Genomic DNA, 24,432 nt, shown 5'->3' on the forward strand with positions numbered 1-24,432 from the left:
CCAGAGATCAGGGGTTCATGGCCGGCGTGGCGCTGGTGTGCACGAATGGCTCGTCCTCGGCCACCCAGCTCGCGGTGACCACGTGCAGCCCGTCGCCGAGCTCGCTGTCGGACAGGTCATACATCACGGCGCCGCCGGTGGGCCGCTCGGTCAGCTGCTGCGACACCTCGTCGCCGTCGTCGATGCTGGCGGTGACGGCGACGTTCGGTCCGGAGTCCTTGAGCAGCGCGAACGTGATCGGGGCGTCGGGGTTCACGACCCACGGGTCGACCCCCTCCTGGATCCCGGGGTTGAGCCAGTTCAGGCGGGTCTCGCCGGTCGCGGGGGTGATGCCCTGGTCGACGACCCAGCTCAGGCCGTCCAGCTGACGGACGGCGAAGGCGTGCGCGAACGGGTCACCGTCGCCGCCCTCGCCCCAGATACTGACCACCCGGGCGCCGTCGTGAGTCTCCTCGTAGGCCGAACGGACCGCCCACTGCGGCTCACCCGAGGCGTCGGCCAGGTCAGCGGCGAGCTCCGCGACACCGTTCTCCTCGAAGGTCTCCACGTCCGGGAAGTAGGCGATCGCCTCCGGGCTGAGCATCCCGTAGGCGGCGTCCATGTCCCCGGAGGTGACCAGCTCGACATACTGCTCGGCGGTGGTCATCGCGTCCCCGGCCCCCTCCGCGGGCGGCTCCTCGCTGGTCGGCTCGGCGGGCTCGGTGGTCGGCTCCTCGGTGGCCTCCGCGGTCGGCTCCGTGGTGGGCTCCTCGGTGGTGGGTGCCTCGGTGGTGGGCTCCGGCTCGGCCGTCGTCGGTGCGGCCTCCGTCGGGGTCTCGGCGGACGTGGTGGGCGCTTCGACCTCCGGCTCCTCCTCTGTGCCGCACGCGGTCATCAGGACCAGTGCCGCGATCGGCAGGGTCGCCACTGCGGTGCGCCGTGACCGGCTGCGTCGGTGTGCTGCCCCCGTGTGCTGCGTCGTGTGCATCCTCAGTCCTCCTCCGTGCGGGGCTCCTGGCCCGCGCTGTTCGGCATCCCCGGTGGCGGGGGTGCCTCAGGTCCTCCAACGCCCCAGCCCCTCCCCACGGTTGCACGCAGCCGCCGATCACGCATCCGGGAGTATGGCGTGGGGCCGGCTCAGGCGCGACCCTCCGGGACCGCGTGGGCCGCCGGGAACCGGTCCCACACGCGGTGGCCGCCCAGCAGCTCCTGGACGCGGGTCAGTGCCTCGGTCGCCGAGTCGGCGATCACCACGCCCGGCCCGGACACCCCGGCCTGGTCCAGGACGGTGGCACCCGCGCCCCAGGCGCCGATCGGCTTGGCGTGCCGGAACGCCTCGGCCACCAGCATGGTGACCCTGGGGTCGACGGTCGCCTCGGTCGCCTCGGTCAGCGCGTCGGACCCGGCGGCTCGGGCGTCCGCCGCAGGGGTCGTGGGCGGGGCCGGCGCCGGGGCGCCGGCGAGCAGCACGGCGTCGACCTCGACCGACCGTCCGGTGAGGAAGGACCGCTGCACCGGGAACGGTGAGTCGGAGGTCTGCCCGAGCATGCCGCCGTGGGGGGCGATGACCAGGGGCGTCATGCCCGCCGCGTGGATCGCCGAGCGCAGCTCCCGGACCCTGTCGAGGTCCGAGGACTCGTCCGCGACGATCCCGATCCTGCGGCCGTCGGTCGGCCAGGTCCTCCCGATCTGGGACAGGGCGGGGCTGGGCGCCACCTCGGCCAGGGGCAGGCTCGGCTCGGGGCCGGGCAGGCCGAGGCCCTGGGCCACCTGCCGGCACAGCACGGGGTCGATGTTGGCCAGGCACATCAGCTGGCGCTCCTTGATCGCCTGCTCGTAACACTTGCCCAGCTCGAAGGTGTAGGCGTCGGCGATCTGTTGCTGCTCGACCGGCGTCATACTGACCCAGAACAGGCGCGGCTGGGTGAAGTGGTCGGCGAAGGACTCGGGGGCGCGGCGCTCCTTGGCCCCCTCCACCGGCTCGGGCACCTCCACGTACCCACCGCCCTCGGCCCCGACCGCGAAGGGGCAGCCACCGTCGATGCTGTTGGGCTGGTACGGGGCGTTGCCGGCGTGCACGGCGTGCTGGTGGAAGCCGTCGCGGAACATGTCGTTGACCGGGGCGTGCGGGCGGTTGACCGGGATCTGGGAGAAGTTCGGGCCGCCCAGGCGGGTCAGCTGCGTGTCCAGGTAGGAGAACAGCCGACCCTGCAGCAGCGGGTCGTTGGTGACGTCGATCCCCGGCACCAGGTGGCCGGGGTGGAAGGCGACCTGCTCCACCTCGCTGAAGAAGTTCGTCGGGGCCCCGTCGAGCGTCAGCCTCCCGATCGGCTGGACCGGGGCGAGCTCCTCCGGGACGATCTTCGTCGGGTCGAGCAGATCGATCCCCGCGAAGGTCTGATCCGGGGTGTCGGGGAAGGTCTGGATGCCCAGCTCCCACTCCGGGAAGACGCCCGCCTCGATCGCGTCGTACAGGTCCCGTCGGTGGAAGTCCGGGTCGGCGCCGTTGATGAGCTGCGCCTCCTCCCAGACCAGGGAGTGGGCACCGAGCACCGGCTTCCAGAAGAACTTCACGAGCGTGGTGCCTCCGTCGGCGGCCACCATCCGGAAGGTGTGCACCCCGAAGCCCTCAAGCGTGCGGAAGGAGTAGGGGATGCCGCGGCCCGACATCTGCCACATGACATGGTGCTGGGCCTCGGTGTGCAGCGACACGAAGTCCCAGAAGGTGTCGTGGGCACTCTGCGCCTGCGGGATCTCCCGGGCCGGCTCGGGCTTGACCGAGTGCACGACGTCCGGGAACTTGATCGCGTCCTGGATGAAGAACACCGGGATGTTGTTGCCGACCAGGTCGAAGTTGCCCTCGGGGGTGTAGAACTTCACCGCGAAGCCGCGAGTGTCCCGCACCGTGTCGGCAGAACCGCGGAACCCCACCACGGTCGAGAACCTCACGAAGACCGGGGTCTCCGCGTCCTGCCCCAGGAAGGCCGCACGGGTGATGTTGCCGGCGGTGCCGTAGGAACGGAACGTCCCGTGCGCGCCGGTGCCGCGGGCGTGGACCACGCGCTCGGGGATGCGCTCGTGGTCGAAGTGCATGATCTTCTCGCGCAGGTGGTGGTCCTGCAGCAGGACCGGTCCTCGCGGACCCGCCGTCAGCGAGTGGTCTGTGTCGGCCAGTCGCAGTCCCTGCGCGGTCGTGAGGTAGGCACCGGCCTGGGAGCGCACGTCGTCCGGCGCCGACGGGAGGGGCTTGCCGGTGGCGGAGCTGGGCACGGGTGCCCGCTGTTCGGGCTTGGGCGGCAGGGGCTCGCGTGGCTCCGTCGGCTCCTCCACGGTCGGCGGCTCGCTGCCGGGGGCACCAGGGATCGTGACCCCTCCGACCGCGTCCTTCACCTTGTTCACCACCTCCTTCGCGGTCTCCGCTGCGCCGCGGACCGCCGACGAGGCGGCCTCCGCGAGCTGCTCGGTGGAGCTGCGCTCGGACTCGTCGTTGGCACCCATCCTCGGACGCTATGTCGGCCCTGGCCGGTCGTCGCGCCCGGAGGCGAGGTCGTCCCGCCCGGGTGGACCGTGCTGTCGGGGGTGTGCGTCAAGATAGGCGGGTGAGTGAGACGGCACCGGAGGACGTGCGGCACGAGTGGACCGAGCTGGCCGAGCAGATCAGGGAGCATCAGTTCGCCTACTACGTCAGGGACGCGCCGACGATCAGCGACGGGGAGTTCGACGCGCTGCTCAAGTCGCTGGAGGCGATCGAGGAGGAGTGGCCCGAGCTGCGGGTGCCCGAGTCGCCGACCCAGCTGGTGGGCGGCACGTTCTCCACCGAGTTCGCCGCCGTCGACCACGTCGAGCGGATGCTGAGCCTGGACAACGCCTTCTCCATCGAGGAGGTGCAGGCGTGGGCCACGCGGGTGGAGAACGAGGCCGGCGGTGCGGACGTGCACTACCTGTGCGAGCTCAAGATCGACGGACTGGCGGTCAACCTGCTCTACGAGAAGGGTCGCCTGGTGCGGGCCGCGACCCGCGGCGACGGGCGCACGGGTGAGGACGTCACCCTCAACGTCCGCACCATCCGGGGTATCCCGCACACCCTCACCCCGCCGGAGCACCAGGAGGGGGAGTTGGTGCCGATCCCGGACGTGCTCGAGGTCCGGGGCGAGGTCTACTTCCCGGTGGAGGCGTTCGAGGCGCTCAACGCCTCCCTGGTCGAGGCGGGCAAGACGCCGTTCGCCAACCCGCGCAACACCGCGGCGGGCTCCCTGCGGCAGAAGGACCCGCGGGTCACCGCCTCGCGCGGGCTGAAGATGCTGGTGCACGGCATCGGCGCCCGCACCGGCTTTGAGATGACCCGCCAGTCCCAGGCCTACGACCTGTTGTCCGCCTGGGGGCTGCCGGTGTCGGAGCAGGCCAAGGTGCTCGACGACCTCGCGGCGGTGGAGGAGTTCATCACCTACTTCGGCGAGCACCGCCACGACGCGGCCGAGCACGAGCTGGACGGGGTCGTCGTCAAGGTCGACGAGGTGAGCGTGCAGCGTCGGCTCGGGTCGACGTCCCGGGCCCCGCGCTGGGCGATCGCCTACAAGTACCCGCCCGAGGAGGTCACCACCAAGCTGCTCGACATCAGGGTGAACGTGGGCCGCACGGGGCGGGTCACGCCGTATGCCGTGATGGAGCCGGTGAAGGTGGCCGGGTCGACCGTCGAGCAGGCGACGCTGCACAACGCTTACGAGGTGGAGCGCAAGGGGGTGCTGATCGGCGACACCGTGGTGCTGCGCAAGGCTGGCGACGTGATCCCGGAGGTCGTCGGTCCGGTGGCCGACCTGCGGGACGGCAGCGAGGTCGCGTTCGTCATGCCGACCGAGTGCCCGTCGTGCGGCACCACGCTGGCCGAGCAGAAGGAGGGCGACAAGGACATCCGCTGCCCCAACGCCCAGACCTGCCCGGCCCAGCTACGCGAGCGGCTGTTCTCCCTCGCGTCCCGGGGGGCCTTCGACATCGAGGCGCTGGGCGGGGAGGGGGTCAACGCCCTGCTCGACGCCGGGGTCATCACCGACGAGTCAACGCTCTTCCGGCTGACCGCCGAGGACATCGCACGCGTCCCGCTCTACACCCGCGCGGCGAAGAAGACCGACCCTCAGGAGACGGTCGTCGACGGCCGGGTCCTCTCGGCCAACGGCACCAAGCTCGTGGCCAACCTGGAGCAGGTGAAGTCCCAGCCGTTGTGGCGGGTGATCGTCGCTCTCTCCATCCGGCACGTCGGTCCGACCGCGGCGCGGGCGCTCGCCACGGAGTTCGGCTCGATGGACGCCATCCGCGAGGCCTCCCAGGAGCAGCTCGCCGCGACCGAGGGCGTGGGCCCGACGATCGCGCAGTCGGTCACCGACTGGTTCGAGGTGGACTGGCACCGGCAGATCGTCGAGGACTGGGCCGCCGACGGGGTCCGGATGGCCGACGAACGTGACGACTCGGTCGAGCGGACCCTCGAAGGTCTGACGGTCGTGGTGACCGGGTCGCTGGAAGGCTTCAGCCGCGACGAGTCCAAGGAGGCCATCGTCTCCCGCGGCGGCAAGGCGGCCGGGTCGGTGTCCAAGAAGACCGACTATGTCGTCGTGGGCGACAACGCCGGCTCCAAGGCCGACAAGGCCGAGCAGCTCGGCGTGCCGATCCTGGACGAGGCCGGCTTCCGCAGACTCCTGGAGACGGGCGCGCCGGACTGATCAGGGTGCACCTGTCCAGGGGACGTGACACTGGTGCATGTCCTGCACCGGCCCAGGCTGGTGCGTGTCCTGCACCAGCCCCAGGCCCGGGTGCGTGTCCTGCACCGGCCCCCACGGTGGTGCGTGTCCTGCACCAGTCCCGGGCCCGGTGTGTGTCCTGCACCGGCCTAGGCTCGGTGCGTCACGTGCACCGATGTCACGTCCCCGCGACCTCCCCGTCCCAGACCACCTCGTCCGAGCCCGTCAGCCGCGCTCCCTCGCTCACCGGGTGCTCGGTGAGACGTCCGGTGTGCATCAGGTGCCGCACAGCCACCTCGTGCTGCAGGACCGCGACGTCGGCGACGATCCGCCGGTGGCAGCGCCACCAGACGGCCTCGCTGCACATCACCGCGGTGCGTCGCTCCGCGGCGCCTGCGAGCAGCTCGCGCATTGCAGCCGCGAAGTCCTCGGTGCGTGTCCCGGCGGCATAGGCACGGAACTGCGCGACGCGCCACCAGCGGTCCGGGCTGGCCGCATCCTGCTCAGCGGTCAGCCGCCGCCGTCCGCCGAGCCGCTCCTCCCAGCGGTAGGCGACACCGCGCGCGGGCAGCCACTGCTCGAGCGCCTCCCGCCGGGCATCGGGGTTGTGCCGACTGCCCGGGAAGCGTCGGATGTCCACCAGTTGCTCGATGCCGGCACCGGTCAGCAGATCACCGAGGTCGTCCCGGTCGAGCGTGCTGTGCCCGACCGTCAGCAGTGTCGACCGGCCCATCGGACCCATGCTGCCACCGCCGCACCGAGCTGCCACCCGCGGACGCACGGCGCGCCCGCGACCGGCGCCACGACATGCCACCTGCGCACGCACGACATACTCCGCGGCCGGCCCCACGGCATACTCCGCGGCCGGCCCCACGGCATACTCCCCGATGCGACCGAGACACGGCTCCGGCGCGCGGGGGATGCGCCATCACCCTGCGCGGCGGCAGCATGGAGGCATGCGCTGGTTGTGGCTGCCGATGCTGGCCTTCTTCGCCTACCTGACCGGTGAGGCGGCCTGGGAGCAGCGGTGGGCGCTCGCGGCGGTCTACGCGGTGGTGGGTATCGGACTCTCCTACTGGCTCAGCCCGTGGCAGGGTGGGAGGAGTCGGCGACACGAGGAGGTCCTGGCGATGCCGGAGTCGGAGCGGCAGGTCGTCATCTACTGGCGGCCCGGCTGTCAGTACTGCATGCGCCTGAAGTCCTCCCTCGGGGACCTGCGCGACAAGGCGCTCTGGGTCAACATCTGGCAGGACGACGACGCCGCCGCCTTCGTGCGCAGCGTCAACGACGGCAACGAGACCGTGCCGACCGTGGTCATCGACGGCGAGGCGCACACCAACCCCGACCCCGGTATGGTCCGCGAGCGGCTGGAGGCACCGGCATGACCGAGATCTCCATCCGGCGCGTCTATGACGGTGCACCTCCCGGGTGGCACCCGATCCTGGTCGACCGCCTCTGGCCGCGCGGGATCGCCAAGGACGACCTGCGGGTGAGCTGGCTCCAGGAGGTCGGGCCGTCCACGGAGCTGAGGAAGTGGTTTGGCCACGACCCGGCGAAGTTCGAGGAGTTCGCCGAGCGCTACCGGGCTGAGCTGGAGGGCTCCGACGCGTTCGACGAGCTGCTCGAGGAGGCACGTGGCCACCAGCGGGTTGTCCTGCTCTACAGCGCCAAGGACGAGGAGCACAACCAGGCGGTCGTGCTCGCTGACCTGCTGCGCCAGCGGCAGTAGCCCATCGCGGGTCGGCAAGCCGCCATAGGCTTTCGCCCATGGCGATCATCCACCGCGCAACCCTCACCCCGACCAAGCTCGAGCTCATCGGGCCCTGGCTCGACCAGCAGCAGTGGGGCGGCAGCGGCGACCTGGAGCTCGTCGGTTCCTACCGCTTCGACGACCCCGCGGGAGAGGTCGGCGTCGAGGCGTTGCTGGTCCGACGGGGAAGCAGCAGCACCGTGCTGCACGTGCCGCTGACCTATCGCGCAGCACCCCTGGAGGGTGCACAGGAGCACCTGGTCGGCACGACACAGCACTCGGTGCTGGGACAGCGCTGGGTCTACGCCGCGTCGGGTGACCCGGTCGCCCTCGGCTGCTACGCCCGTGCGCTGGCCGGGCAGCAGGACCAGGCCAGTTTCGAGGTTTACGACGGCGACACCCTGGTCACAGTCCGGGACCAGACCGTGCGGCTTACCCTCGAGCCCGGGCCGGCCACCGAGACCGACCCCCGGCTGGCACAGGTCGTGGACGATGTCGAGGGCACCCACCGGCTCGTGGCGAACTGGGAGGGTGGCAGCGGAGCAGTCGCGGCCGGGAGCGCTGCCTATGTGCACGTCTCGGCGCCGCTCGGACTCACGATGGACACGGCGAACACCGCAGACGTCCTGGAGTCCCTCGATGACGAGGACGACGGCTGACAGATCCGGTCAGCCCAGCCCGCCGACCTCGTGGATCTCGTTGGTGAAGGCGGTGCGGGCCCGGTCGCCGTCCTGCGGCTCGACGTTGACGACGATCCCGGTCTCCACATCGAGGGAGACCCAGTATGCCGAGGGGTAGCCGGCGACCTCCGCCTGCGACGGCGCCCTCTCATCCCCTGTGGTGAACTCCAGGGCCTGGCTGACCGCGCCGAAGAGCAGGGCACAGCACGAGCACCGCGGGTCGTAGCCGTCACCGAGGTCCTCGCTCGTGGCCGGCAGCGGGCGGCAGGTCGCGGTCCAGGTGAGCCGTCCGAAGCGTTCGCGGGTGTGCACCTCGCTCACCTCGACGCCGCGGGACAGCTCGACGGGGTCAAGCATCGCCACCCACCGGTAGTCGTGCCACATCGGGTCGTCGTAGTCCGCCGCGAACGGTCGCTCCAGCACCAGGCCGTCGGGTCGCCGCACCGGATCGACATCCTGGGGCGGCACGATCGGGGGGTCCGACTGGGTGTCGCGGGGTGCGAGGCCCGGCACCGCGGCCCAGCGCCCGCCCGGCCGGAGGCTGCGGCGTGGCAGCAGGCGACGCAGCCCGGTGGGAGGCTCCTCGAAGTAGAGCACCGAGCGGCTGTAGGGCACGCCGGTCTCGACGTGGCGCTCGCCGCCGACCAGCACCTCCAGGTGCCCCGGCCTGCGCAGCCACGCCTCGACCGGCGCCCCGTCGTGGGGCCGGTGGGTGAAGTGAAGGGTGCCGAACCGCCACGGCGAGGACCGCGCGAGGGCCTGGAAGTCGTCCGGCCCCGGCGCGTCCGGGAGAGGTGAGGTGCTCGGCATACGGGCGATCCTGTCAGCCCCAGGGCAAGGTGACGAGCGGTTTCAGAGCCCCGGGCGCGGGAACCTAGACTGACCCCATGTCCGCACTGTCCCGCGACGATGTCGCGCACGTCGCCATGCTGGCCCGCATCCAGCTCACCGATGCCGAGCTCGACCGCCTCGCCGGTCAGCTCGACCAGATCGTCGGCTGGGTCGGCCAGGTCAACGAGGTCGCTGCCGACGACGTGCCGCCGATGAGTCACCCGCTGCCGCTGACCAACGTGACCCGCCCCGACGAGGTGCGCCCGAGCCTGACCGCCGAGCAGGCGCTCGCCAACGCGCCCGAGGCCGAGCTCGACCGGTTCAGCGTCCCCCGCATCCTGGACGAGGACTGAGTATGACGACCGCTCCCGACCTCACCCACCTCACCGCCGTGCAGATGGCCGACGGCCTCGCCTCCGGCGAGTTCACCTCGGTCGAGCTGACCCAGGCGCACCTGGACCGCATCACCGCGCTCAACCCGGTGCTCAACGCCTTCCTGCAGGTGGACATCGACGGCGCTCTCGCGACGGCCGCCGACGTCGACGCCCGCCGGGCTGCCGGCGAGGAGCTGCCGCGCCTGGCCGGCGTGCCGATCGCGGTCAAGGACATCGCCTGCACCCAGGGCATCCCGACGACCGCCGGCTCCAGGACCCTCGAGGGCTGGATCCCGCCGTATGACGCGACGATCGTCACCCGCCTCAAGGACGCGCGGATGCCCATCCTCGGCAAGACCAACATGGACGAGTTCGCCATGGGCTCCTCCACCGAGCACTCCGCCTTCGGCCCGACCCGCAACCCGTGGAACCTGGACCGGATCCCCGGCGGCTCCGGCGGCGGCAGCTCGGCCGCGGTCGCTGCGTTCCTCGCACCGCTGGCCATCGGCTCGGACACCGGCGGCTCGATCCGCCAGCCCGGCGCGGTCACCGGCACGGTCGGGGCCAAGCCGACCTACGGCGGGGTCTCCCGCTACGGCGTGATCGCGCTGGCCTCCAGCCTGGACCAGATCGGTCCGTGCGCGCGCACCGTCACCGACGCGGCGCTGCTGCACGAGGTGATCGGCGGTCACGACCCGATGGACTCCACGAGCATCGACGCCCCGGTCCCCCCCGTGGTCGAGGCCTCGGCCAACCGCGACCTCACCGGGCTGCGGATCGGCATCGTCACCGAGCTGACCGGCGAGGGCTACCAGGACGGCGTGCAGGCCCGCTTCGACGAGTCCGTCCAGCTCCTGCGGGACGCCGGCGCCGAGATTGTCGAGGTCTCCTGCCCGCACTTCCGGTACGCCATGGCCGCCTACTACCTGATCCTGCCCAGCGAGGCGTCCTCCAACCTGGCCCGCTACGACGCGATGCGCTACGGCCTGCGGGTCGCGCCGGAGGGGGTGGAGTCGCCCAGCGCCGAGCAGGTCATGGCCTCCAGCCGCGACGCGGGCTTCGGCGATGAGGTCAAGCGCCGCATCATCCTGGGCACCTACGCGCTGTCCTCGGGCTACTACGACGCCTACTACGGCCAGGCGCAGAAGGTCCGCACCCTCATCGCGCGCGACTTCGAGGCCGCGTTCGAGCAGGCCGACGTGCTGATCAGCCCGACCGCGCCGACCACGGCGTTCAAGATCGGAGACAAGCTGGAGGACCCGATGGCGATGTACCTCAACGACATCGCCACCATCCCTGCCAACCTCGCCGGGATCCCCGGACTCTCGCTCCCCTCCGGGGTGGCGGACGAGGACGGCCTGCCCGTCGGCATACAGATCCTCGCCCCGGCGACCCAGGACCAGCGGATGTATGCCGTGGGCGCGGCCCTGGAGGCCCTGCTCGCGCAGCAGTGGGGCGGGTCGGGCAGCGTGCTGGATCGCGCGCCCGAGGTCACGACCGGAGCAGTCAGCGAGGAGGCGAAGTGAGCACGCAGGCCAGGAGCGCCCACAGCGAGGACGTCGTCGGCTACGACGAGGCGCTGACCAGGTATGACCCCGTTCTGGGCCTGGAGGTGCACGTCGAGCTGAACACCGCGACCAAGATGTTCTGCGGCTGCGCGACCGGCTTCGGCGCCGACCCCAACACCCAGGTGTGCCCGGTGTGCCTGGGTCTGCCCGGCGCGCTGCCGGTCGTCAACGCGACGGCGGTGGAGTCCGCGATCCGGATCGGGCTAGCGCTGAACTGCCAGATCGCCGACTGGTGCCGGTTCGCCCGGAAGAACTACTTCTATCCGGACATGCCCAAGAACTTCCAGACCAGCCAGTATGACGAGCCGATCGCCTTCGACGGCTACCTGGACGTGGATCTTGACGACGGGACGACGTTCCGCGTGGAGATCGAGCGGGCGCACATGGAGGAGGACACCGGCAAGTCGACCCACGTGGGTGGTGCGACCGGTCGGATCCACGGCGCGGAGTACTCCCTGGTCGACTTCAACCGGGCCGGCATCCCGCTGATCGAGATCGTCACCAAGCCGATCACCGGCGCAGGGGAGCGCGCCCCGGAGGTGGCGCGGGCCTATGTCTCCGCCCTGCGCGATCTGCTCAAGGCGCTCGCTGTCTCCGAGGTCAGGATGGAGCAGGGCAACGTGCGCTGCGACGCCAACGTGTCGCTGCGGGCGAAGGCCGGTGACGGCGCGACCTCGGCAGAGCAGCTGGCCGTGCCGCTTGGCACCCGCACCGAGACCAAGAACGTCAACTCCCTGCGCTCGGTCGAGCGTGCGGCGCGTTATGAGATCTGCCGGCACGCGGCGGTGCTGGACTCCGGCGCGAGCATCCTGCAGGAGACCCGTCACTGGCACGAGGACACCGGGGTGACCACCTCCGGTCGCCCGAAGTCGGACGCCGACGACTACCGCTACTTCCCCGAGCCCGACCTGGTGCCGGTGGCGCCGACCCGGGAGCGGGTGGAGGAGCTGCGGGCCACGCTGCCCGAGCCGCCTGCCCAGCGCCGCAAGCGACTGCAGGGGGAGTGGGGCTACTCCGACCTGGAGATGCGCGACGTGCTCAACGCCGGCGCGGTCGAGGTCATCGAGGAGACCGTGGCCGCGGGCGCGACCCCGGCGGCCGCCCGCAAGTGGTGGACCGGCGACCTGGCACGCCGCGCCAACGAGGCCGGCACCGCGGTGACCGACCTGGGTGTCACGCCGGCGCACATCGCGGAGCTCGACGGGCTGGTGCGCGACGGCCGGCTCAACGACTCCATGGCCCGCCAGGTCATGGAGGGCGTGCTCGCCGGCGAGGGGACCCCGATGGAGGTCGCCGACGCCCGAGGTCTGGAGCTGGTCCAGGACGACGGCGCCCTCGAGGCGGCCGTCGACAAGGTCATCGAGGCCAACCCGGACGTCGCCGACAAGATCCGCGACGGCAAGGTGCAGGCCGCCGGTGCCCTGATCGGCCAGGTCATGAAGGAGATGCGCGGCCAGGCCGACGCCGCCAAGGCCCGCGAGCTGATCCTGGCCAAGCTGACCTAATTTTGGGTCGTTCGGCCCGCTCCTCACGCATTCTGCCCTCGTCGACGCGTACGCCCCAACGTGCTCGAAAACCCGTGGAGCACGGGTACACTGGGGTCATGGCGAATCTCACGCTGGTCATCGACGAGGACGTGCTGCGGCGCGCGCGAGTTCGCGCCACTGAGCAAGGCACCTCGGTCAACGCGACAGTTCGGGAGTTTCTCGACGACTATGCCTCCGGCCGCGACGCCCACCGCGAGGCGCGGCAGCGGCTCCTCCAGCTCGCCGACCGGTCCTCGGCCTCGAGCGATGGCCGCCACATAACCAGGGACGAGCTCTATGACTGAGCGGGTGTTCCTGGACACCAACGTGGTCGTCTATGCCTTCGACGCGGCCGAGCAGTCAGCCCCCAAGCGGGAGACTGCCCGGGCTGTTCTCGGAAACGTCGGCTACGACCTGTGCGTGAGCGCTCAGGTCCTCGGCGAGTTCTTCGTCACCGTCACCAGAAAGCTCCCGCGTCCGCTGAGCCTCCGGGACGCCGCCAGTGCGGTCGCCGAGCTCTCCGCACTCGGGCCGGTCCCGACGGATGCAGACCTCGTGGCTGCGGCCGTGGAGACCTCGCAGCAGGCACAGTTGTCCTATTGGGACTCCTTGATCGTCGTAGCCGCGTCGCGGGCGCGCTGCCCGGTGCTGCTCACCGAGGACCTGTCCGACGGCTCCGTCATCCGCGGAGTCCGGATCGAGAACCCGTTCCGCGGTCGTTGAGGTCAGCGCAAGCCCCCGGACGGCTCTTCCATCGGCCTCTCCCGAGGCCATCCGGATTACCGCGTCTGACACTACTGCGCCTGCGTCACCGATAGACCTCGCGCCGGTGCGCCGCCTTGACAGCCAGGACGACCAGACCGTGATTCTCGAGGTGGCACAGGAGCCGGTAGTCGCCGACCCGGTACCGCCACTCGTCCCGGCCACTCAGTGCCTTGCCGCGAGAGCGCGGGTTCTGCAAGTCGAGGGCCTCGAAGAACCGCCGGATCCGCTTCACCTGCGCACGGTCGAGGTTCCCGATCTTCTTGAGTGCTTTCGGTGTGTACCGGACCCGGTAACTCATCGACCGAGAGCGTCCCAGTCCACATCCTCGTGCGCGATCGAGTCCTCATCGGAGTCGTAGAACTCCTGCAGAGCGTCCTTCAGCAGGTGGTGGTCCTCGAGGTCGTTTAGCCCCCGCTCGATGAACTCGGCCGCGTAGTGGCGGCCGGTCCGGGTCGCCAGACGTTCGAGCCGCTCGTAGAGCGATGACTCGATGCTCGTGTTGAGCTGCCTCGTTGCCATCGTGGGTATCTCCCTCCGCCGTGGGTCTCACTCCGGCGCGGGCAGCGGGCCGAGGAGTGCGTTGGCCCAGGCGCCATGCACGGACTCGTCGTCACTGGGGTGGAAGATGCCGGCCAGCACGTCGCGATAGAGGCGGGAGAGCTCGTTGGAGCTGAAGTATGACGAGCCGCCGCTGGCCCGGATGGCCTTGGTCACCACCGACAGCGCGGTCTCGGTCGCGCGGGACTTCACTGCCGACAGCTGTGGCATCCAGAGCGGACCACGGTCCACGCCCTGGTCGACATCGCGGGCCAGCGCCGCGATCTGCGGGTGGATGGCGTCCAGCTCGATCGCCGCGTCGGCCAGCCGCCAGCGGATGTCCGGGTCGTGGGCGTAGGGGGCACCGTTGTTCTTCATCGAGGTGCGCTTGCCCACCGTCGCGACGGCCAGGTCCAGGGCCCGCTGGGCGATGCCGGTATAGACCGAGGCCAGCAGCAGCTCGAAGCTGGCGAAGATCCCGAAGACAAACGGGTCGGCTGTGGGACCCGGCGGGATGCGTCGGATGACCCGGTCGGCCGGTGCGTGCGCCCCGTCCAGCACGGTGGTGCGCGACTGGCTGCCCCGCATGCCGAGCGTGTCCCAGTCGTCCTTGATCTCGAAGCCACCGCCGTCGCGGGTGATGAAGCCGAAGACCGACATCGGCTCCTCGCCGGTGCTGTCGGTGCCGAAGGTGCCCAGCCGCGTCCAGGCCGGTGACAGCGAGGTGAAGATCTTGGTGCCGTGGAAGCTGAAGCCGCCCTCCCCGTCGGGCCGGGCCTCCGTGCGGGAGCCGAAGAGCACCAGGTCGTTGCCCGCCTCAGAGATCCCGAAGCCGAAGACCTCACCGGCCAACGCGTCGGCGAACACCCAGTCCATCGAGTCATCACCGGTGGCGTGCACCACCCGGGCCACACCCATCCACACCTGGTGCATGTTGACCGACAGCGCCGTCGCCGGCGCGGCACCGGCCAGGCGCATCTGCTCGCAGGTCATTTCCTCCAGGCTTAGCCCCAGGCCACCGAACTCGACGGGCACCATCGCCCGCAGGTAGCCGGCCTTCGCCAGGTCCGCCAGGTCCTCGTGCGGGAAGCCGTTCTCCCGGTCGACCTGGGCGGCGCGGCCGCGGATCCGCTCCAGCAGGTCATCGGTGAGCAGCGCATCGGGGCGAGGCATCGGCATACTCCTTGGTCGGTCGAGGAGGGAGGGTCAGGGGACCCGGTGGGTCCACTCGGGGGTCAGGAACTTGGTCTCGGTCAGCTCGCGGGCCGCGGCAAGCTCGGCGTCGGTGTAGCCACTGTCCACCGTGTCATAGCGTCCTCGGAAGTGGGCCAGCAGGGCCTCGATCACTGCGTCGCGGGCCATCCCGGTCTGCGAGCGCATCGGGTCGACCCGCTTGTTGGCGCTCTTGGTGCCCTTGTCGGACAGCTTCTCCCGGCCGGTGCGCAGGACCTGCATCATCTTGTCGGCGTCGATGTCGTAGGCCATGGTCACGTGGTGCAGGACGGCCCCCGCGGCGAACCGCTTCTGCGCGGCCCCGCCGATCTTGCCGGCGTCGGAGGCGATGTCGTTGAGGGGGACGTAGCGTGCAGAGATCCCGACATCGGCGAGTGCCCCCAGGACCCAGTCGTCGAGGAAGGCGTAGGACTGCTCGAAGGTCAGCCCCTCGACCAGGGAGGTCGGCACCACCAGGGAGTAGGTGATGCAGTTGCCGGGCTCCATGAACATCGCGCCGCCCCCGGAGATGCGCCGGGCGATCCGTATGTCGTGGTGCCGGGCCGCGTCCTCGTCCACCTCGTTGCGCACCGACTGGAAGGAGCCGATGACCACCACGGAGGCGTCCCAGTCCCAGATCCGCAGCAGCGGGTTGCGACGGCCGGCCGCCACCTCCTGGGGGAGGACCTCGTCCAGGGCCATGTGCATGACCGGGTCCATGACCTGCGGGCCGATGACGTCGAAGGTGTGGTCGGCCCAGCCGGTGGCCCGGCCCAGTGCACGGCGCACCGCGATACCGACCGCCTGCGGGCTGAAGCCGATGAGGGCCACGGACTCGTCGAGCGCCCCCTCGATCGCGGCCGCTAGGCCGTCGGCCTTCGTGTCGGCCGGCATGCCGGTCAGCGCGGCGTCGATGTCCTCCAGCGCCGAGTCCGGCTCCAGGAAGAAGTCGCCCGAGACGTGGACGTCGGCGAGCCGGCCGTCGACCACCTCGAGCTCGACCACCACGAGCTTGCCACCGGGGACCTTGTACTCACCACGCACGGCACCAACCTACGTCGCGGGGCGTCGGTAGCCGGTCTCGGGGCCGTGGCGAGCGACCAGGAGGTCGTCCACGCGGCCGTGGGACAGCACGGGCTGCACGCCCCCGCTCACGTGGACGTCGAGGTGGTGAACGCCCTGCGAGGACTGGTCCTGGGTCGCCATCTGACCAGGCCTCGTGCCCGGGACGCGCTGCGGGACCTCGACGACCTCCAGATCCACCGGTGGCCTCTCGACCACCGGATGGCTGGCGCCACACTCGACCTGCTCGACACCGTGACGCCCTACGACGCGGCAGGCGTGGTCCTCGCTCAGGGGTTGGGCTGCCCGCTGGTCACCCGCGACAAGCGGTTGGGCCGTGCTGTCAGGGAGTTCGTGGCCGTCCGCATGGTGTGAGTCGATGCGCGTCGGCCCACGGTCGCGTGGCAGCTATCTCAGCTCGGCGGGGTCCGCGAGGAGCAGCAACCGATCGTCGTCGGGAGCAGGCTCGCCGCGGAAGGTGTTGCTGGTCAGCACCCACAGCTCGCCCCCCGCGCCGGCGACCACGCTGCGCAGGCGCCCGAACTCACCCTCCAGCAGCCGCTCCGGCTCGCCGACGCTCACGGACGCCGGGTCGGTGCCGGGCGTCTGGGGCTCCACGGGGACGCGCCACAGCGACTCTCCGCGCAGCGCTGCGACATACAGATCGCCGTCGGGACCGACCGCCAGCCCCGACGGTGAGGCGTTCTCGGTCGGCCAGCTCACCACCGGGTCGATGAACTCCGGCTCGCCGCCCGGTCCCTCCACCTCCGGCCAGCCGTAGTTGCCGCCCGGCACGATCAGGTTGACCTCATCGAGCGCATTCTGCCCGAACTCGCTGGCCCACAGCCGCCCGTCCGCGTCCCAGCCCAGGCCCTGGACGTTGCGGTGGCCCATCGACCAGACCGGTGACTCCGGGTTGGGGTTGCCCGGCGCCGGCGTGCCGTCCGGGGTCACCCGCAGGATCTTGCCCGCCAGGGAGTCCGGGTCCTGCGAGCTCTGGCCCTCCGAGGCGTCGCCCGTGGTCACGAAGAGGTTGCCGTCCGGGCCGAACGCGATCCGCCCGCCGTTGTGGTTGCCTGCCTTCGGTATGCCGTCCAGGACCACCTCCATGGACGGCTCGCCACCGTTCTGGGCGGGGTCGACGAGGAGCACCCGGTTGTCGTCGGCGGTGGTCGCGTAGGCGTAGAACGACCCCGTCGCGCCGCCGTGCCACGGCGAGTCCGCGGGGACCGCCAGTCCCAGCAGGCCGCCCTCGCCGCCGGGCTGGACTCCGGGCACGGTCGTGAGCAGCTCCGGGTCGGAGCCGGGCACCACGCGGAACACCCGGGCCGTGTCCCGCTCGCCGATCAGCAGGCTGCCATCCACCAGGGGCACCAGGCCCCACGGCACCTGGAAGCCGGTGGCCACGGTCTGCGGGTCGGGGTCCGGGGCGGACGGTGCGGGCGGAGTCGAGATGGCCTCGTCGGACGATGGGGGAACGACGGACGCCGAGGTGATCGAGGGCTCCGGGTCCGAGGGCGGCGTGGGCGGAGCGGCGGGTTCCGAGGAGTGGGCGGGCGCCGACGGCAGCCGGCCGGGGTCCGGGTCGGTGCCCGCCGAGCAGCCGGCCAGCAGCACGACCGCGGTCATTGCGATCGCGGGGCGGACGCGCCGTCGCATGTGTCCACTCTGGCACGCCCCTGCGCGGGACACCACGGGCGCGGCTCGGATAGCGTGGCGGTGTGCCCGTGATCAGCGTCCCCACCGTCATCGCCGACCTCGTGCAGCCCGTCGAGGGGGCCGAGATCGTGACGTGGGACGTGGCCGACGAGCCGTCACGGTCGGACGTCGAGGTCATCGTCGTGCCCCAGGGGCCGACTCCGTTCCTCACCCGGCTGGACGAGCTGCCGCAGTTGCGTGGGGTGATCCTGTCGGCCGCCGGCTATGACGACGTCGTGCAGCTCCTGCCGCCGGGGGTGGCGCTCTCCAACGCGGTCGGCGTGCACGACACCGCCACCGCGGAGATGGCACTGGCGCTGATGCTCGCGGCCCAGCGCGAGCTGCCCACCTACGTCCGCGCCCAGGACGAGGGCAGGTGGCGCCCGCAGCAGGACCGTCGGTCGCTGGCCGACCAGCGGGTGCTCCTCATCGGCTACGGCGGCATCGGGCGTGCCCTGGCCGCGCGGTTGCTGGCCTGCGAGACCACCGTCACCGCCGTCGCCAGCCAGGTCCGCGACGGCGATGAGTATGTCGAGCGGGTCCACCCGGTCTCGGACCTGCCGGCTCTCTTCCCGGACCACGACATCGTGGTGGTGGCCGTCCCGCTGAACGACACCACTCGGGGGATGATCGGCGCCGACCAGCTGGCCCTCCTGCCTGACGACGCACTCGTAGTCAACGTGGGGCGAGGCCCCCTCGTGGACACCGACGCGCTGATCGCCGAGTGCGGCTCGGGGCGGCTGCGCGCGGCGCTGGACGTCACCGACCCCGAGCCGCTGCCCGACGGCCACCCGCTGTGGCACACCCCGGGCGTGCTGATCAGCCCGCACGTCGGAGGCGGGGGCCGGGCCTACCCGCCCCGGCAGGCGCGGTATGTCACGGCCCAGATCGAGCACTACCTGCGCACCGGCGAGCTCGCGCACGTCGTCGCCACGGGACAGGAGGAGTGATGGACACCACGGACCCGACCCACGGACCGGCACGGCGGCTCGTGCTGGTGCGGCACGCCAAGACCGAGCAGGTGCCCGGCAAGGTGGACCACGACCGCGAGCTGCTGCCCCGCGGCGTGGCCGACTCGCGGGCCGGCGGGGCCTGGCTCGTCGAGCACGACCTCGTGCCGGACCTGGTGCTGTGCTCGACCGCGACCCGCGCCCAGCAGACCTGGGAGCGCCTGGCGGAGGGCGGTGACCTCGAGGACGTCGAGGTGTGGGACGACCGCCGGATCTACAACGCCTACCCCGACGAGATCCTCGAGGTGGTCTGGGAGGCCTCCGAGGAGGCACGGACGGTGATGGTGGTCGGCCACGCCCCGGGCATCCCGTCGCTCGCGGCGGGCCTCGCGGACCCCGAGGCCTCCGACTCCGCTGCGCTCGACCAGCTGCACGAGGGCATGCCGACTGCCGTCGGGGTCGTCCTCGAGCTCGACAGCCTGTGGGCTGAGCTCGGCGCCGAGTCGGCCCGACTGACCGGCTTCCACCGCTGGCGCGGATCCGAGGACGACGCGTGACACAGGCACGCCAGCTGGACCCGGAGTCCGCCGACCTGACGCTGCTGCAGGACCGCCAGGTCGCGGTGCTGGGCTTCGGCCCCGTCGCCTCCGGACACGCGCTCAACCTGCGGGACAGCGGTGTCGACGTGCGCGTGGGCGTGCCCCCGGACAGCCGGGCGGCGGCCCGGGCGGAGGTCGAGGGGCTGCTCGTGGTCGAGGTCCCCGACGCCGTCGCCACGGCCGACATCGTGGTCCTGCCGACCGACGACTCCACCGATCCGGCCACGCTCGCCCCGGTCCTGGAGGCCGGTCTCGAGCCGGGCGACCTGATCCTGGTCACCGGCGGGGGACCGGTGCACCACGGGGCCGTCCGCCCACCGGAGGGCGTGGACCTCGTGGTGCTCCAGGGGATCGGGGGAGCGGACCGGCTGCGCGGTGAGTACCTCGACGGCCGCGGCATCCCCTGCCTGGTGGCGGTCGAGACCGACGCGAGCGGCGTCGCCTGGCCGGTGCTCACGGCATACTGCCAGGCCCTGGGCGCCCTGCGCTCCGGTGCCCTCGTCACCTCGGCCGCGGAGCTGGCCGAGACCGAAGAGTATGCCGACGAGGCAGTGCACCGCGAGGTCCGGCGACTGGTGGAGTCGGGTTTCGACACCCTCGTGGGGCGCGGGGTGAGCGAGGAGGTCGCCTACCTGGCCACCCTGCACGAGCTGAAGCAGCGGGTCGACACCGCGTGGGCGGCGGGTTTCGGCACCGACCACGTGCCGGACCGGGCGGCGGCCGAGCTGCCGAGCCGCAGTGCCGTGGCGCGGGCCGCCCACCCGATCGAGCAGGTGGGGCGGCGGGTGCGGGCGCTGATGAGCTGGATCCGGTGAGCGGGTATTTTGGACAGGACGCAATGACGCTCGACCAGGAGGACGCATGACCACCCAGACCGCACCGACCTTCACCGTCGAGACGCGGCCCGACGCCGCCACCGACGAGCAGGTGGCGGAGCTCCTGGCCAACCCGGCCTTCGGCGCGAAGTTCACCGACCACATGGCCCTGGTCGACTGGACCCAGGGCGGCGGCTGGGCCAACCCTCGCGTCACGGCCTACGGCCCGATCCCGCTGGAGCCCGCCGCGTCGGTCTTCCACTACGGGCAGGAGATCTTCGAGGGGATGAAGGCCTACCGGCACGCTGACGGCAGCATCTGGACGTTCCGTCCGGAGATCAACGCCGCGCGGTTCGCCCGCAGCGCGCGTCGCCTGGCGCTGCCCGAGCTGCCCGAGGACCTGTTCCTGGAGTCGCTGCGCGCGCTGGTCGAGCTGGACCAGCGGTGGGTGCCGGACCAGTCGCTGGGCGAGGTCAGCCTCTACCTGCGGCCGTTCATGATCGCCACCGAGCAGGCGCTGGGGGTGCGGCCGGCCAACCGGGCGCTCTACTGCGTGATCGCCTCGCCGGCGGGCGCCTACTTCACCGGCGGGCTCAAGCCGGTCAGCATCTGGCTGTCGGAGGACTACGTGCGCGCGGCCCCGGGCGGCACCGGGACCGCCAAGTGCGGGGGCAACTACGGCGCCTCGCTGGCCGCTCAGGCCGAGGGCATCGAGAACGGTTGCGACCAGGTGGCCTTCCTCGACGCCGTCGAGCAGAAGTGGGTCGAGGAGCTCGGCGGGATGAACCTGTTCTTCTGCTACAAGGACGGCACCATCGTCACCCCCGAGCTGAGCGGCACCATCCTGGAGGGCGTGACCCGCAGCTCGCTCATCGAGCTGGCGCGCGAGCGCGGCCACGAGGTCGTCGAGCGCCGCTACTCGATCGGGGAGTGGAAGGACGACGCCGCCAGCGGCGACCTGGCCGAGGTGTTCGCGTGCGGCACCGCTGCGGTCATCACGCCCGTCGGTCGGCTGAAGTGGCGCGGCGGCGAGGTCTCCATGGGCGGCGGCGAGATCGCCGAGTCCCTGCGCAACGCCCTGCTGGACATCCAGTACGGCCGGGTCGAGGACACCCACGGCTGGATGCACCAGCTCGTCTGACCGTCGGCCCCACCGACCGGGCGCGCGGGGCGTGGCCGCCGGCCCCACCGAGGCGTCTTCGAGCGCCTCGGTGATCCTCAGGCTGGCTGCAGTCGGCCCGAAGAACGCGAGGGCGCTCGAAGACGTCGGGCGGGCGCTGGTTGTCGGTGTCGCCGGCCCACCGAGCGCGTCGTGTCGGGGCTGTCGGCCCCACCGGGCGTGTGGGGCTGCGGCTGTCAGATCGGCCGCACGGGCTGGCGCAGGACGGTCCGCAGCTTCTCCGGTGCCACGCGCCGGGGATCGCTGAGGTAGATCTCGTGGTGGGGTCCGTTGAATGTCACGCCAGCCTCCGGCATCACCTCCTGATGCAGCCGCGCGAGCGTCGGACCCTCGTCGTCATAGCTGCCCACGTGCATGATCTGCAGGCAGCGACCCTCGTCCAGCACGAGCAGCCGGACGCTGCCGACCGGCAACTCCGGCTTCTTACGGGCGGCCGAGGCCAGACCCGAGTCGACGTCATCCGTCGTCACGACGTCGGGGAGCGGGATCAGCATCGTCCAGTCCCACTCGCCCTTGCGACGCGCGGTGAAGGAGGTCGGGTCCTCACTCGTCCACAGACCCTCGAGCGGCCCGACCACGAAGTCCTCACCGGTGCGGGCGCGCAGGGCGAACTTCACGGCATACGAGATGGCAAAGAGCGCGGCCACGGCGTCGGCGTAGTCCCGTGACGTGTTGGGGTCGCCGTGCCCGTCGATCGCGAGGTAGCTGCGCGGCGGCAAGTGCACCTCGACGAACTCTGCCGAGCCGGGTTGGTAGAAGTCCTTCAGGTCCTTCTTGAGGTCGATCTTCACTGCGCCTCCTCATCGTCACCAGTGGTCCCTTGCGCGGGCAGGGCCTAGCGTCTGGGCCATGATCACCGCGATCCACAACCTGGTGTACTCCGACGATCCCACGGCCACGCGTGCGTTCTTCAAGGACGTGCTCCGCTGGCCGTTCGTCTCCGAGGGTGCTCGGGGCGATGCCGCGGTCGGTGGCCAGGGGACCGGAGGGAGCGACCCGGCCGAGTGGCTGATCTTCGGCACCGGCCGCAGCGAGCTGGGGGTTCACCCCACCTCGGAGGTCCACGAGGGCAGGGAGTGGAGCGCTCCGCGGCACCACGCGATCGCCATCATGTGCGACGACATGGAGGCCACCGTCGCCGAGCTGGCCGGGCGCGGGGCAGAGTTCTCCGGCGAGGTCCAGGACATGGGCTTCGGCCGGGGCACCATGCTCAAGGTGCCCGGCGCCGACGACATGCTCCTCTACGAGGCACGCCACGCGAAGGCCTACGACCTCACCTGACGCGAACGAGTCACCTCAGCCGCCAGAGGGCTCGCGGATCAGGTCAAGGTCGACCCCCACCCGGCGTGGCACATACCGGAAGCCTTCGTGGGTGCCAGGGTCGTAGTCGACCACGGCACCGCGGTGCTGCAGGCTGCGTTTCCAGCCGGTCACGCGCTCGATGTCGATGGTGCGCAACTGCTCGCCAGCACGACGCCTCGCCTCGACCCGCAGCATCGCCAGCGGATACTCCCACCCGTGCTGGTCCCGGACCTCCCACGGGATCAGGTCACCTTCTGTCATCGCACTCCTCTCTGCCTCCACCGACGGTGCGGACGCTAGAGGTGAGCACTGACACCGAGACACCGCCGTCGCCGAGCAGGCGCCAGACGGAGCCCCGACGAGAGTCAGGCGAGACCCAGCTCCACCGGCACGCCCCACTTCCACACCCCGACGATCCCGTGCAGGTCCTGGATCCCCGTGGTCGGGTCGCCCTCCACGAGCAGGACATCGCCCCGCAGCCCCTCGGCGATGCGCCCACGGTCCATCAGCCCCCATGTGTCGGCCGGCGCGGACGTGGCTGCCGCGAGGGCCTCGACCGGCGTCATTCCGGCCTCGACCAGGATGTCCAGCTCGACGAGCATCCCGGCGCCGGACAGGGTGCCCGGGTTGCCGCTGTCCGTGCCCGCGAGCATCGGCACGCCAGCCGCGTGGAGCGCCTGCAGGGTGGGCAGCATCGTTGCCCACGTGTCGTCGCTGGCGTAAGTCGGCCGGCGGAAGTAGCCCAGCAGCTCCGGGTTGACCCGGTCGATCACGCGGTCGTCGTCGAAAGCGGGCTTGTGCTTGGTGGGCTGCGCCATGCCGGCGGTGGTGACCACGAAGATCCCCATCTCGCCGATCCGCTCGACAACGCTGGGTGGCAGCTCATCCCGGGGCGCGTGCGCGAGCCCGTCCAGCGGGACGGACAGCGCGACCAACGTATCCTCCAGGGACTGCGCGTGAACAATGGCTCGCAGGCCGTGCGCGTGTGCCGCCTCCACGAGAGCCCCCACGGTCTGCTGGTCCAGGGCTTGAAAGTCACCCCCGGACTCGACCACGATCTTGATGTACGCCGCGCCCTCGGCCACGCGGTCCTCCACCCACCCGAGGGCCTGAGAGGGCTCGGTCAGGAACTCCAGATCGTCGACCTCAAACTGCGTCCCGTGCCCGTCGGGGGCGGTGGCCATGGACGTGGCGCTGAAGATGTCGGCCCGCTCCGTCGCCCCGCTCGCCTGCTGCTCGGCCATCTGGTCCGCCAGGTCGACGGCGACGAACATGTCCAGCTCCGTCAGCACCCCGAAACGCGCAGCCTCCTCCTGGGACTCGGGGAAGGCGTGCACGTGGCTGTCGATCATCCCCGGCATCAGCGTGTGTCCCGCACCGTCGACGACCTCGGCGCCCTCCGGCTCCTCCAACCCAGATCCCACGGCGGTCACCAGACCACCGGCAAGGATGACGTCAACCTCCTCCGTGACCTTCTCACCGTCGAAGAGGCGAACCCCGCGGAAGATCGTGGGTGCCGCCTCGGGCAGGTCGGGCGGAACCGTGACTTGCTCGACCAGCGGTGCGAGGTCGCCGGTGAACGTGGGCGGTGGCCCGAGCGAGGTCGGTGCTGCGTCACCACCCGCCGGTCTGCTGGGCCCCCGGTCCTCCCCGGTCGAGGAGCAGCCCGCCAGCACCACGACTGCACCGAGGGTGAACGCCCGCCGGGACACCGTGCAGTGGTTGTGGTTTCCCATCCGGTCACGTTACCAGTGCACCCACCCGGCCCCACGACATACTGCGGGAGTATGCCGTGAGCCAGGTGCGCGCACGCCGGTGCGGAGCCGTGACCCAGCCGGGGAACTCGCGGTGACCCCGGGGCGGCCGGTTACAGTT

General features: G+C 71.2%; 27 protein-coding genes. 15 read left to right on the forward strand and 12 right to left on the reverse strand.

What is annotated here, in order from left to right:
- Positions 1 to 7 precede the first annotated feature (7 nt).
- Positions 8 to 967 carry a hypothetical protein gene (locus MWU75_RS09595; protein ID WP_247089987.1) on the reverse strand — a complete coding sequence of 320 codons (960 nt, stop codon included), beginning with the start codon at positions 965 to 967 and terminating at the stop codon, positions 8 to 10.
- A gap of 149 nt (positions 968 to 1,116) precedes the next feature.
- A complete protein-coding gene (locus MWU75_RS09600; RefSeq protein WP_247089989.1) occupies positions 1,117 to 3,477 on the reverse strand; it encodes a catalase in 2,361 nt (786 codons plus the stop codon).
- A gap of 11 nt (positions 3,478 to 3,488) precedes the next feature.
- Between MWU75_RS09600 and ligA the strand changes: the two genes are divergently transcribed.
- Positions 3,489 to 5,690 carry an NAD-dependent DNA ligase LigA gene (ligA, locus tag MWU75_RS09605; protein WP_247089990.1) on the forward strand — a complete coding sequence of 734 codons (2,202 nt, stop codon included), beginning with the start codon at positions 3,489 to 3,491 and terminating at the stop codon, positions 5,688 to 5,690.
- A gap of 196 nt (positions 5,691 to 5,886) precedes the next feature.
- On the opposite strand, the gene MWU75_RS09610 is transcribed toward ligA, so the two are convergent.
- Positions 5,887 to 6,441, reverse strand: coding sequence for a DUF488 domain-containing protein (locus MWU75_RS09610; RefSeq protein WP_247089991.1), 555 nt, complete (start codon positions 6,439 to 6,441; stop codon positions 5,887 to 5,889).
- A gap of 397 nt (positions 6,442 to 6,838) precedes the next feature.
- Between MWU75_RS09610 and MWU75_RS09615 the strand changes: the two genes are divergently transcribed.
- From MWU75_RS09615 to MWU75_RS09625, 3 genes are read left to right on the forward strand one after another with little or no spacing between them, the layout of a single operon-like run.
- Positions 6,839 to 7,093, forward strand: a complete 255-nt coding sequence (locus MWU75_RS09615) for a glutaredoxin domain-containing protein (RefSeq protein ID WP_247090169.1) — start codon at positions 6,839 to 6,841, stop codon at positions 7,091 to 7,093.
- Positions 7,090 to 7,437 carry a DUF488 family protein gene (locus MWU75_RS09620; RefSeq protein ID WP_247089992.1) on the forward strand — a complete coding sequence of 116 codons (348 nt, stop codon included), beginning with the start codon at positions 7,090 to 7,092 and terminating at the stop codon, positions 7,435 to 7,437. The genes MWU75_RS09615 and MWU75_RS09620 overlap by 4 nt, the downstream gene beginning before the upstream one ends.
- A 38-nt stretch (positions 7,438 to 7,475) precedes the next feature.
- The gene (locus MWU75_RS09625; RefSeq protein ID WP_247089993.1) at positions 7,476 to 8,117 is read left to right on the forward strand and encodes a hypothetical protein; all 642 of its coding nucleotides are present in this window, start codon (positions 7,476 to 7,478) and stop codon (positions 8,115 to 8,117) included.
- Between the two features lie 9 nt (positions 8,118 to 8,126).
- On the opposite strand, the gene MWU75_RS09630 is transcribed toward MWU75_RS09625, so the two are convergent.
- Positions 8,127 to 8,948 carry a hypothetical protein gene (locus MWU75_RS09630; RefSeq protein WP_247089994.1) on the reverse strand — a complete coding sequence of 274 codons (822 nt, stop codon included), beginning with the start codon at positions 8,946 to 8,948 and terminating at the stop codon, positions 8,127 to 8,129.
- Positions 8,949 to 9,025: 77 nt separating this feature from the next.
- On the opposite strand from MWU75_RS09630, the gene gatC reads away from it, so the two are divergent.
- From gatC to MWU75_RS09655, 5 genes are all read left to right on the forward strand, one after another.
- Complete coding sequence (gene gatC / locus MWU75_RS09635) at positions 9,026 to 9,322, forward strand: Asp-tRNA(Asn)/Glu-tRNA(Gln) amidotransferase subunit GatC (protein WP_247089995.1); 297 nt, start codon at positions 9,026 to 9,028, stop codon at positions 9,320 to 9,322.
- A gap of 2 nt (positions 9,323 to 9,324) precedes the next feature.
- On the forward strand, positions 9,325 to 10,869 hold the full coding sequence (gene gatA, locus MWU75_RS09640; protein ID WP_247089996.1) for an Asp-tRNA(Asn)/Glu-tRNA(Gln) amidotransferase subunit GatA: 1,545 nt from the start codon (positions 9,325 to 9,327) through the stop codon (positions 10,867 to 10,869).
- Entirely contained in the window at positions 10,866 to 12,416 is a 1,551-nt protein-coding gene (gene gatB, locus MWU75_RS09645) for an Asp-tRNA(Asn)/Glu-tRNA(Gln) amidotransferase subunit GatB (RefSeq protein ID WP_247089998.1), read from the forward strand. Before gatA ends, gatB begins: the two co-directional genes overlap by 4 nt.
- A gap of 98 nt (positions 12,417 to 12,514) precedes the next feature.
- The gene (locus MWU75_RS09650) at positions 12,515 to 12,742 is read left to right on the forward strand and encodes a hypothetical protein (protein WP_247090000.1); all 228 of its coding nucleotides are present in this window, start codon (positions 12,515 to 12,517) and stop codon (positions 12,740 to 12,742) included.
- A complete protein-coding gene (locus tag MWU75_RS09655) occupies positions 12,735 to 13,160 on the forward strand; it encodes a PIN domain-containing protein (RefSeq protein WP_247090002.1) in 426 nt (141 codons plus the stop codon). Before MWU75_RS09650 ends, MWU75_RS09655 begins: the two co-directional genes overlap by 8 nt.
- Before the next feature lie 85 nt (positions 13,161 to 13,245).
- On the opposite strand, the gene MWU75_RS09660 is transcribed toward MWU75_RS09655, so the two are convergent.
- Genes MWU75_RS09660 through MWU75_RS09675 form a run of 4 tightly spaced genes read right to left on the reverse strand, consistent with a single transcriptional unit; the run spans position 13,246 to position 15,995 of the window.
- Complete coding sequence (locus tag MWU75_RS09660; protein ID WP_247090003.1) at positions 13,246 to 13,500, reverse strand: type II toxin-antitoxin system RelE/ParE family toxin; 255 nt, start codon at positions 13,498 to 13,500, stop codon at positions 13,246 to 13,248.
- A complete protein-coding gene (locus MWU75_RS09665; protein ID WP_247090005.1) occupies positions 13,497 to 13,721 on the reverse strand; it encodes a translation repressor RelB in 225 nt (74 codons plus the stop codon). Before MWU75_RS09665 ends, MWU75_RS09660 begins: the two co-directional genes overlap by 4 nt.
- A 27-nt stretch (positions 13,722 to 13,748) precedes the next feature.
- On the reverse strand, positions 13,749 to 14,912 hold the full coding sequence (locus tag MWU75_RS09670) for an acyl-CoA dehydrogenase family protein (RefSeq protein ID WP_247090007.1): 1,164 nt from the start codon (positions 14,910 to 14,912) through the stop codon (positions 13,749 to 13,751).
- Between the two features lie 33 nt (positions 14,913 to 14,945).
- A complete protein-coding gene (locus MWU75_RS09675) occupies positions 14,946 to 15,995 on the reverse strand; it encodes a biotin/lipoate A/B protein ligase family protein (protein ID WP_247090009.1) in 1,050 nt (349 codons plus the stop codon).
- Positions 15,996 to 16,040: 45 nt separating this feature from the next.
- Here MWU75_RS09675 and MWU75_RS09680 point away from each other — a divergent pair, with 45 nt between their 5' ends.
- A complete protein-coding gene (locus MWU75_RS09680) occupies positions 16,041 to 16,388 on the forward strand; it encodes a type II toxin-antitoxin system VapC family toxin (protein WP_247090011.1) in 348 nt (115 codons plus the stop codon).
- A gap of 33 nt (positions 16,389 to 16,421) precedes the next feature.
- Here MWU75_RS09680 and MWU75_RS09685 read toward each other — a convergent pair whose 3' ends face one another.
- Positions 16,422 to 17,672 (reverse strand): PQQ-dependent sugar dehydrogenase, encoded by a 1,251-nt coding sequence (locus MWU75_RS09685; RefSeq protein WP_247090013.1) that lies wholly within the window; start codon positions 17,670 to 17,672, stop codon positions 16,422 to 16,424.
- A 62-nt stretch (positions 17,673 to 17,734) separates the two neighbouring features.
- Between MWU75_RS09685 and MWU75_RS09690 the strand changes: the two genes are divergently transcribed.
- The 4 genes from MWU75_RS09690 to MWU75_RS09705 are packed head-to-tail and all read left to right on the forward strand — an operon-like array spanning position 17,735 to position 21,216.
- Complete coding sequence (locus MWU75_RS09690) at positions 17,735 to 18,661, forward strand: 2-hydroxyacid dehydrogenase (RefSeq protein WP_247090015.1); 927 nt, start codon at positions 17,735 to 17,737, stop codon at positions 18,659 to 18,661.
- Entirely contained in the window at positions 18,661 to 19,218 is a 558-nt protein-coding gene (locus MWU75_RS09695; RefSeq protein ID WP_247090017.1) for a histidine phosphatase family protein, read from the forward strand. Before MWU75_RS09690 ends, MWU75_RS09695 begins: the two co-directional genes overlap by 1 nt.
- Positions 19,215 to 20,075 carry a hypothetical protein gene (locus tag MWU75_RS09700; protein WP_247090019.1) on the forward strand — a complete coding sequence of 287 codons (861 nt, stop codon included), beginning with the start codon at positions 19,215 to 19,217 and terminating at the stop codon, positions 20,073 to 20,075. Before MWU75_RS09695 ends, MWU75_RS09700 begins: the two co-directional genes overlap by 4 nt.
- A gap of 46 nt (positions 20,076 to 20,121) precedes the next feature.
- On the forward strand, positions 20,122 to 21,216 hold the full coding sequence (locus MWU75_RS09705) for a branched-chain amino acid aminotransferase (RefSeq protein ID WP_247090021.1): 1,095 nt from the start codon (positions 20,122 to 20,124) through the stop codon (positions 21,214 to 21,216).
- 215 nt (positions 21,217 to 21,431) lie between these two features.
- Here the strand turns inward: MWU75_RS09705 and MWU75_RS09710 are convergent, their stop codons facing one another.
- Positions 21,432 to 22,046 (reverse strand): GyrI-like domain-containing protein, encoded by a 615-nt coding sequence (locus MWU75_RS09710; RefSeq protein WP_247090022.1) that lies wholly within the window; start codon positions 22,044 to 22,046, stop codon positions 21,432 to 21,434.
- Positions 22,047 to 22,104: 58 nt separating this feature from the next.
- On the opposite strand from MWU75_RS09710, the gene MWU75_RS09715 reads away from it, so the two are divergent.
- Entirely contained in the window at positions 22,105 to 22,536 is a 432-nt protein-coding gene (locus MWU75_RS09715; RefSeq protein ID WP_247090023.1) for a VOC family protein, read from the forward strand.
- A gap of 15 nt (positions 22,537 to 22,551) precedes the next feature.
- On the opposite strand, the gene MWU75_RS09720 is transcribed toward MWU75_RS09715, so the two are convergent.
- Both MWU75_RS09720 and MWU75_RS09725 read right to left on the reverse strand, forming a co-directional pair.
- Positions 22,552 to 22,818 carry a hypothetical protein gene (locus MWU75_RS09720; RefSeq protein WP_247090024.1) on the reverse strand — a complete coding sequence of 89 codons (267 nt, stop codon included), beginning with the start codon at positions 22,816 to 22,818 and terminating at the stop codon, positions 22,552 to 22,554.
- Between the two features lie 104 nt (positions 22,819 to 22,922).
- Positions 22,923 to 24,293 (reverse strand): amidohydrolase family protein, encoded by a 1,371-nt coding sequence (locus MWU75_RS09725; protein ID WP_247090025.1) that lies wholly within the window; start codon positions 24,291 to 24,293, stop codon positions 22,923 to 22,925.
- Between the last annotated feature and the right edge of the window lie 139 nt (positions 24,294 to 24,432).

Source organism: Ornithinimicrobium sp. F0845 (genome assembly GCF_023015765.1).
In the GTDB taxonomy this organism is placed as follows: domain Bacteria; phylum Actinomycetota; class Actinomycetes; order Actinomycetales; family Dermatophilaceae; genus Ornithinicoccus.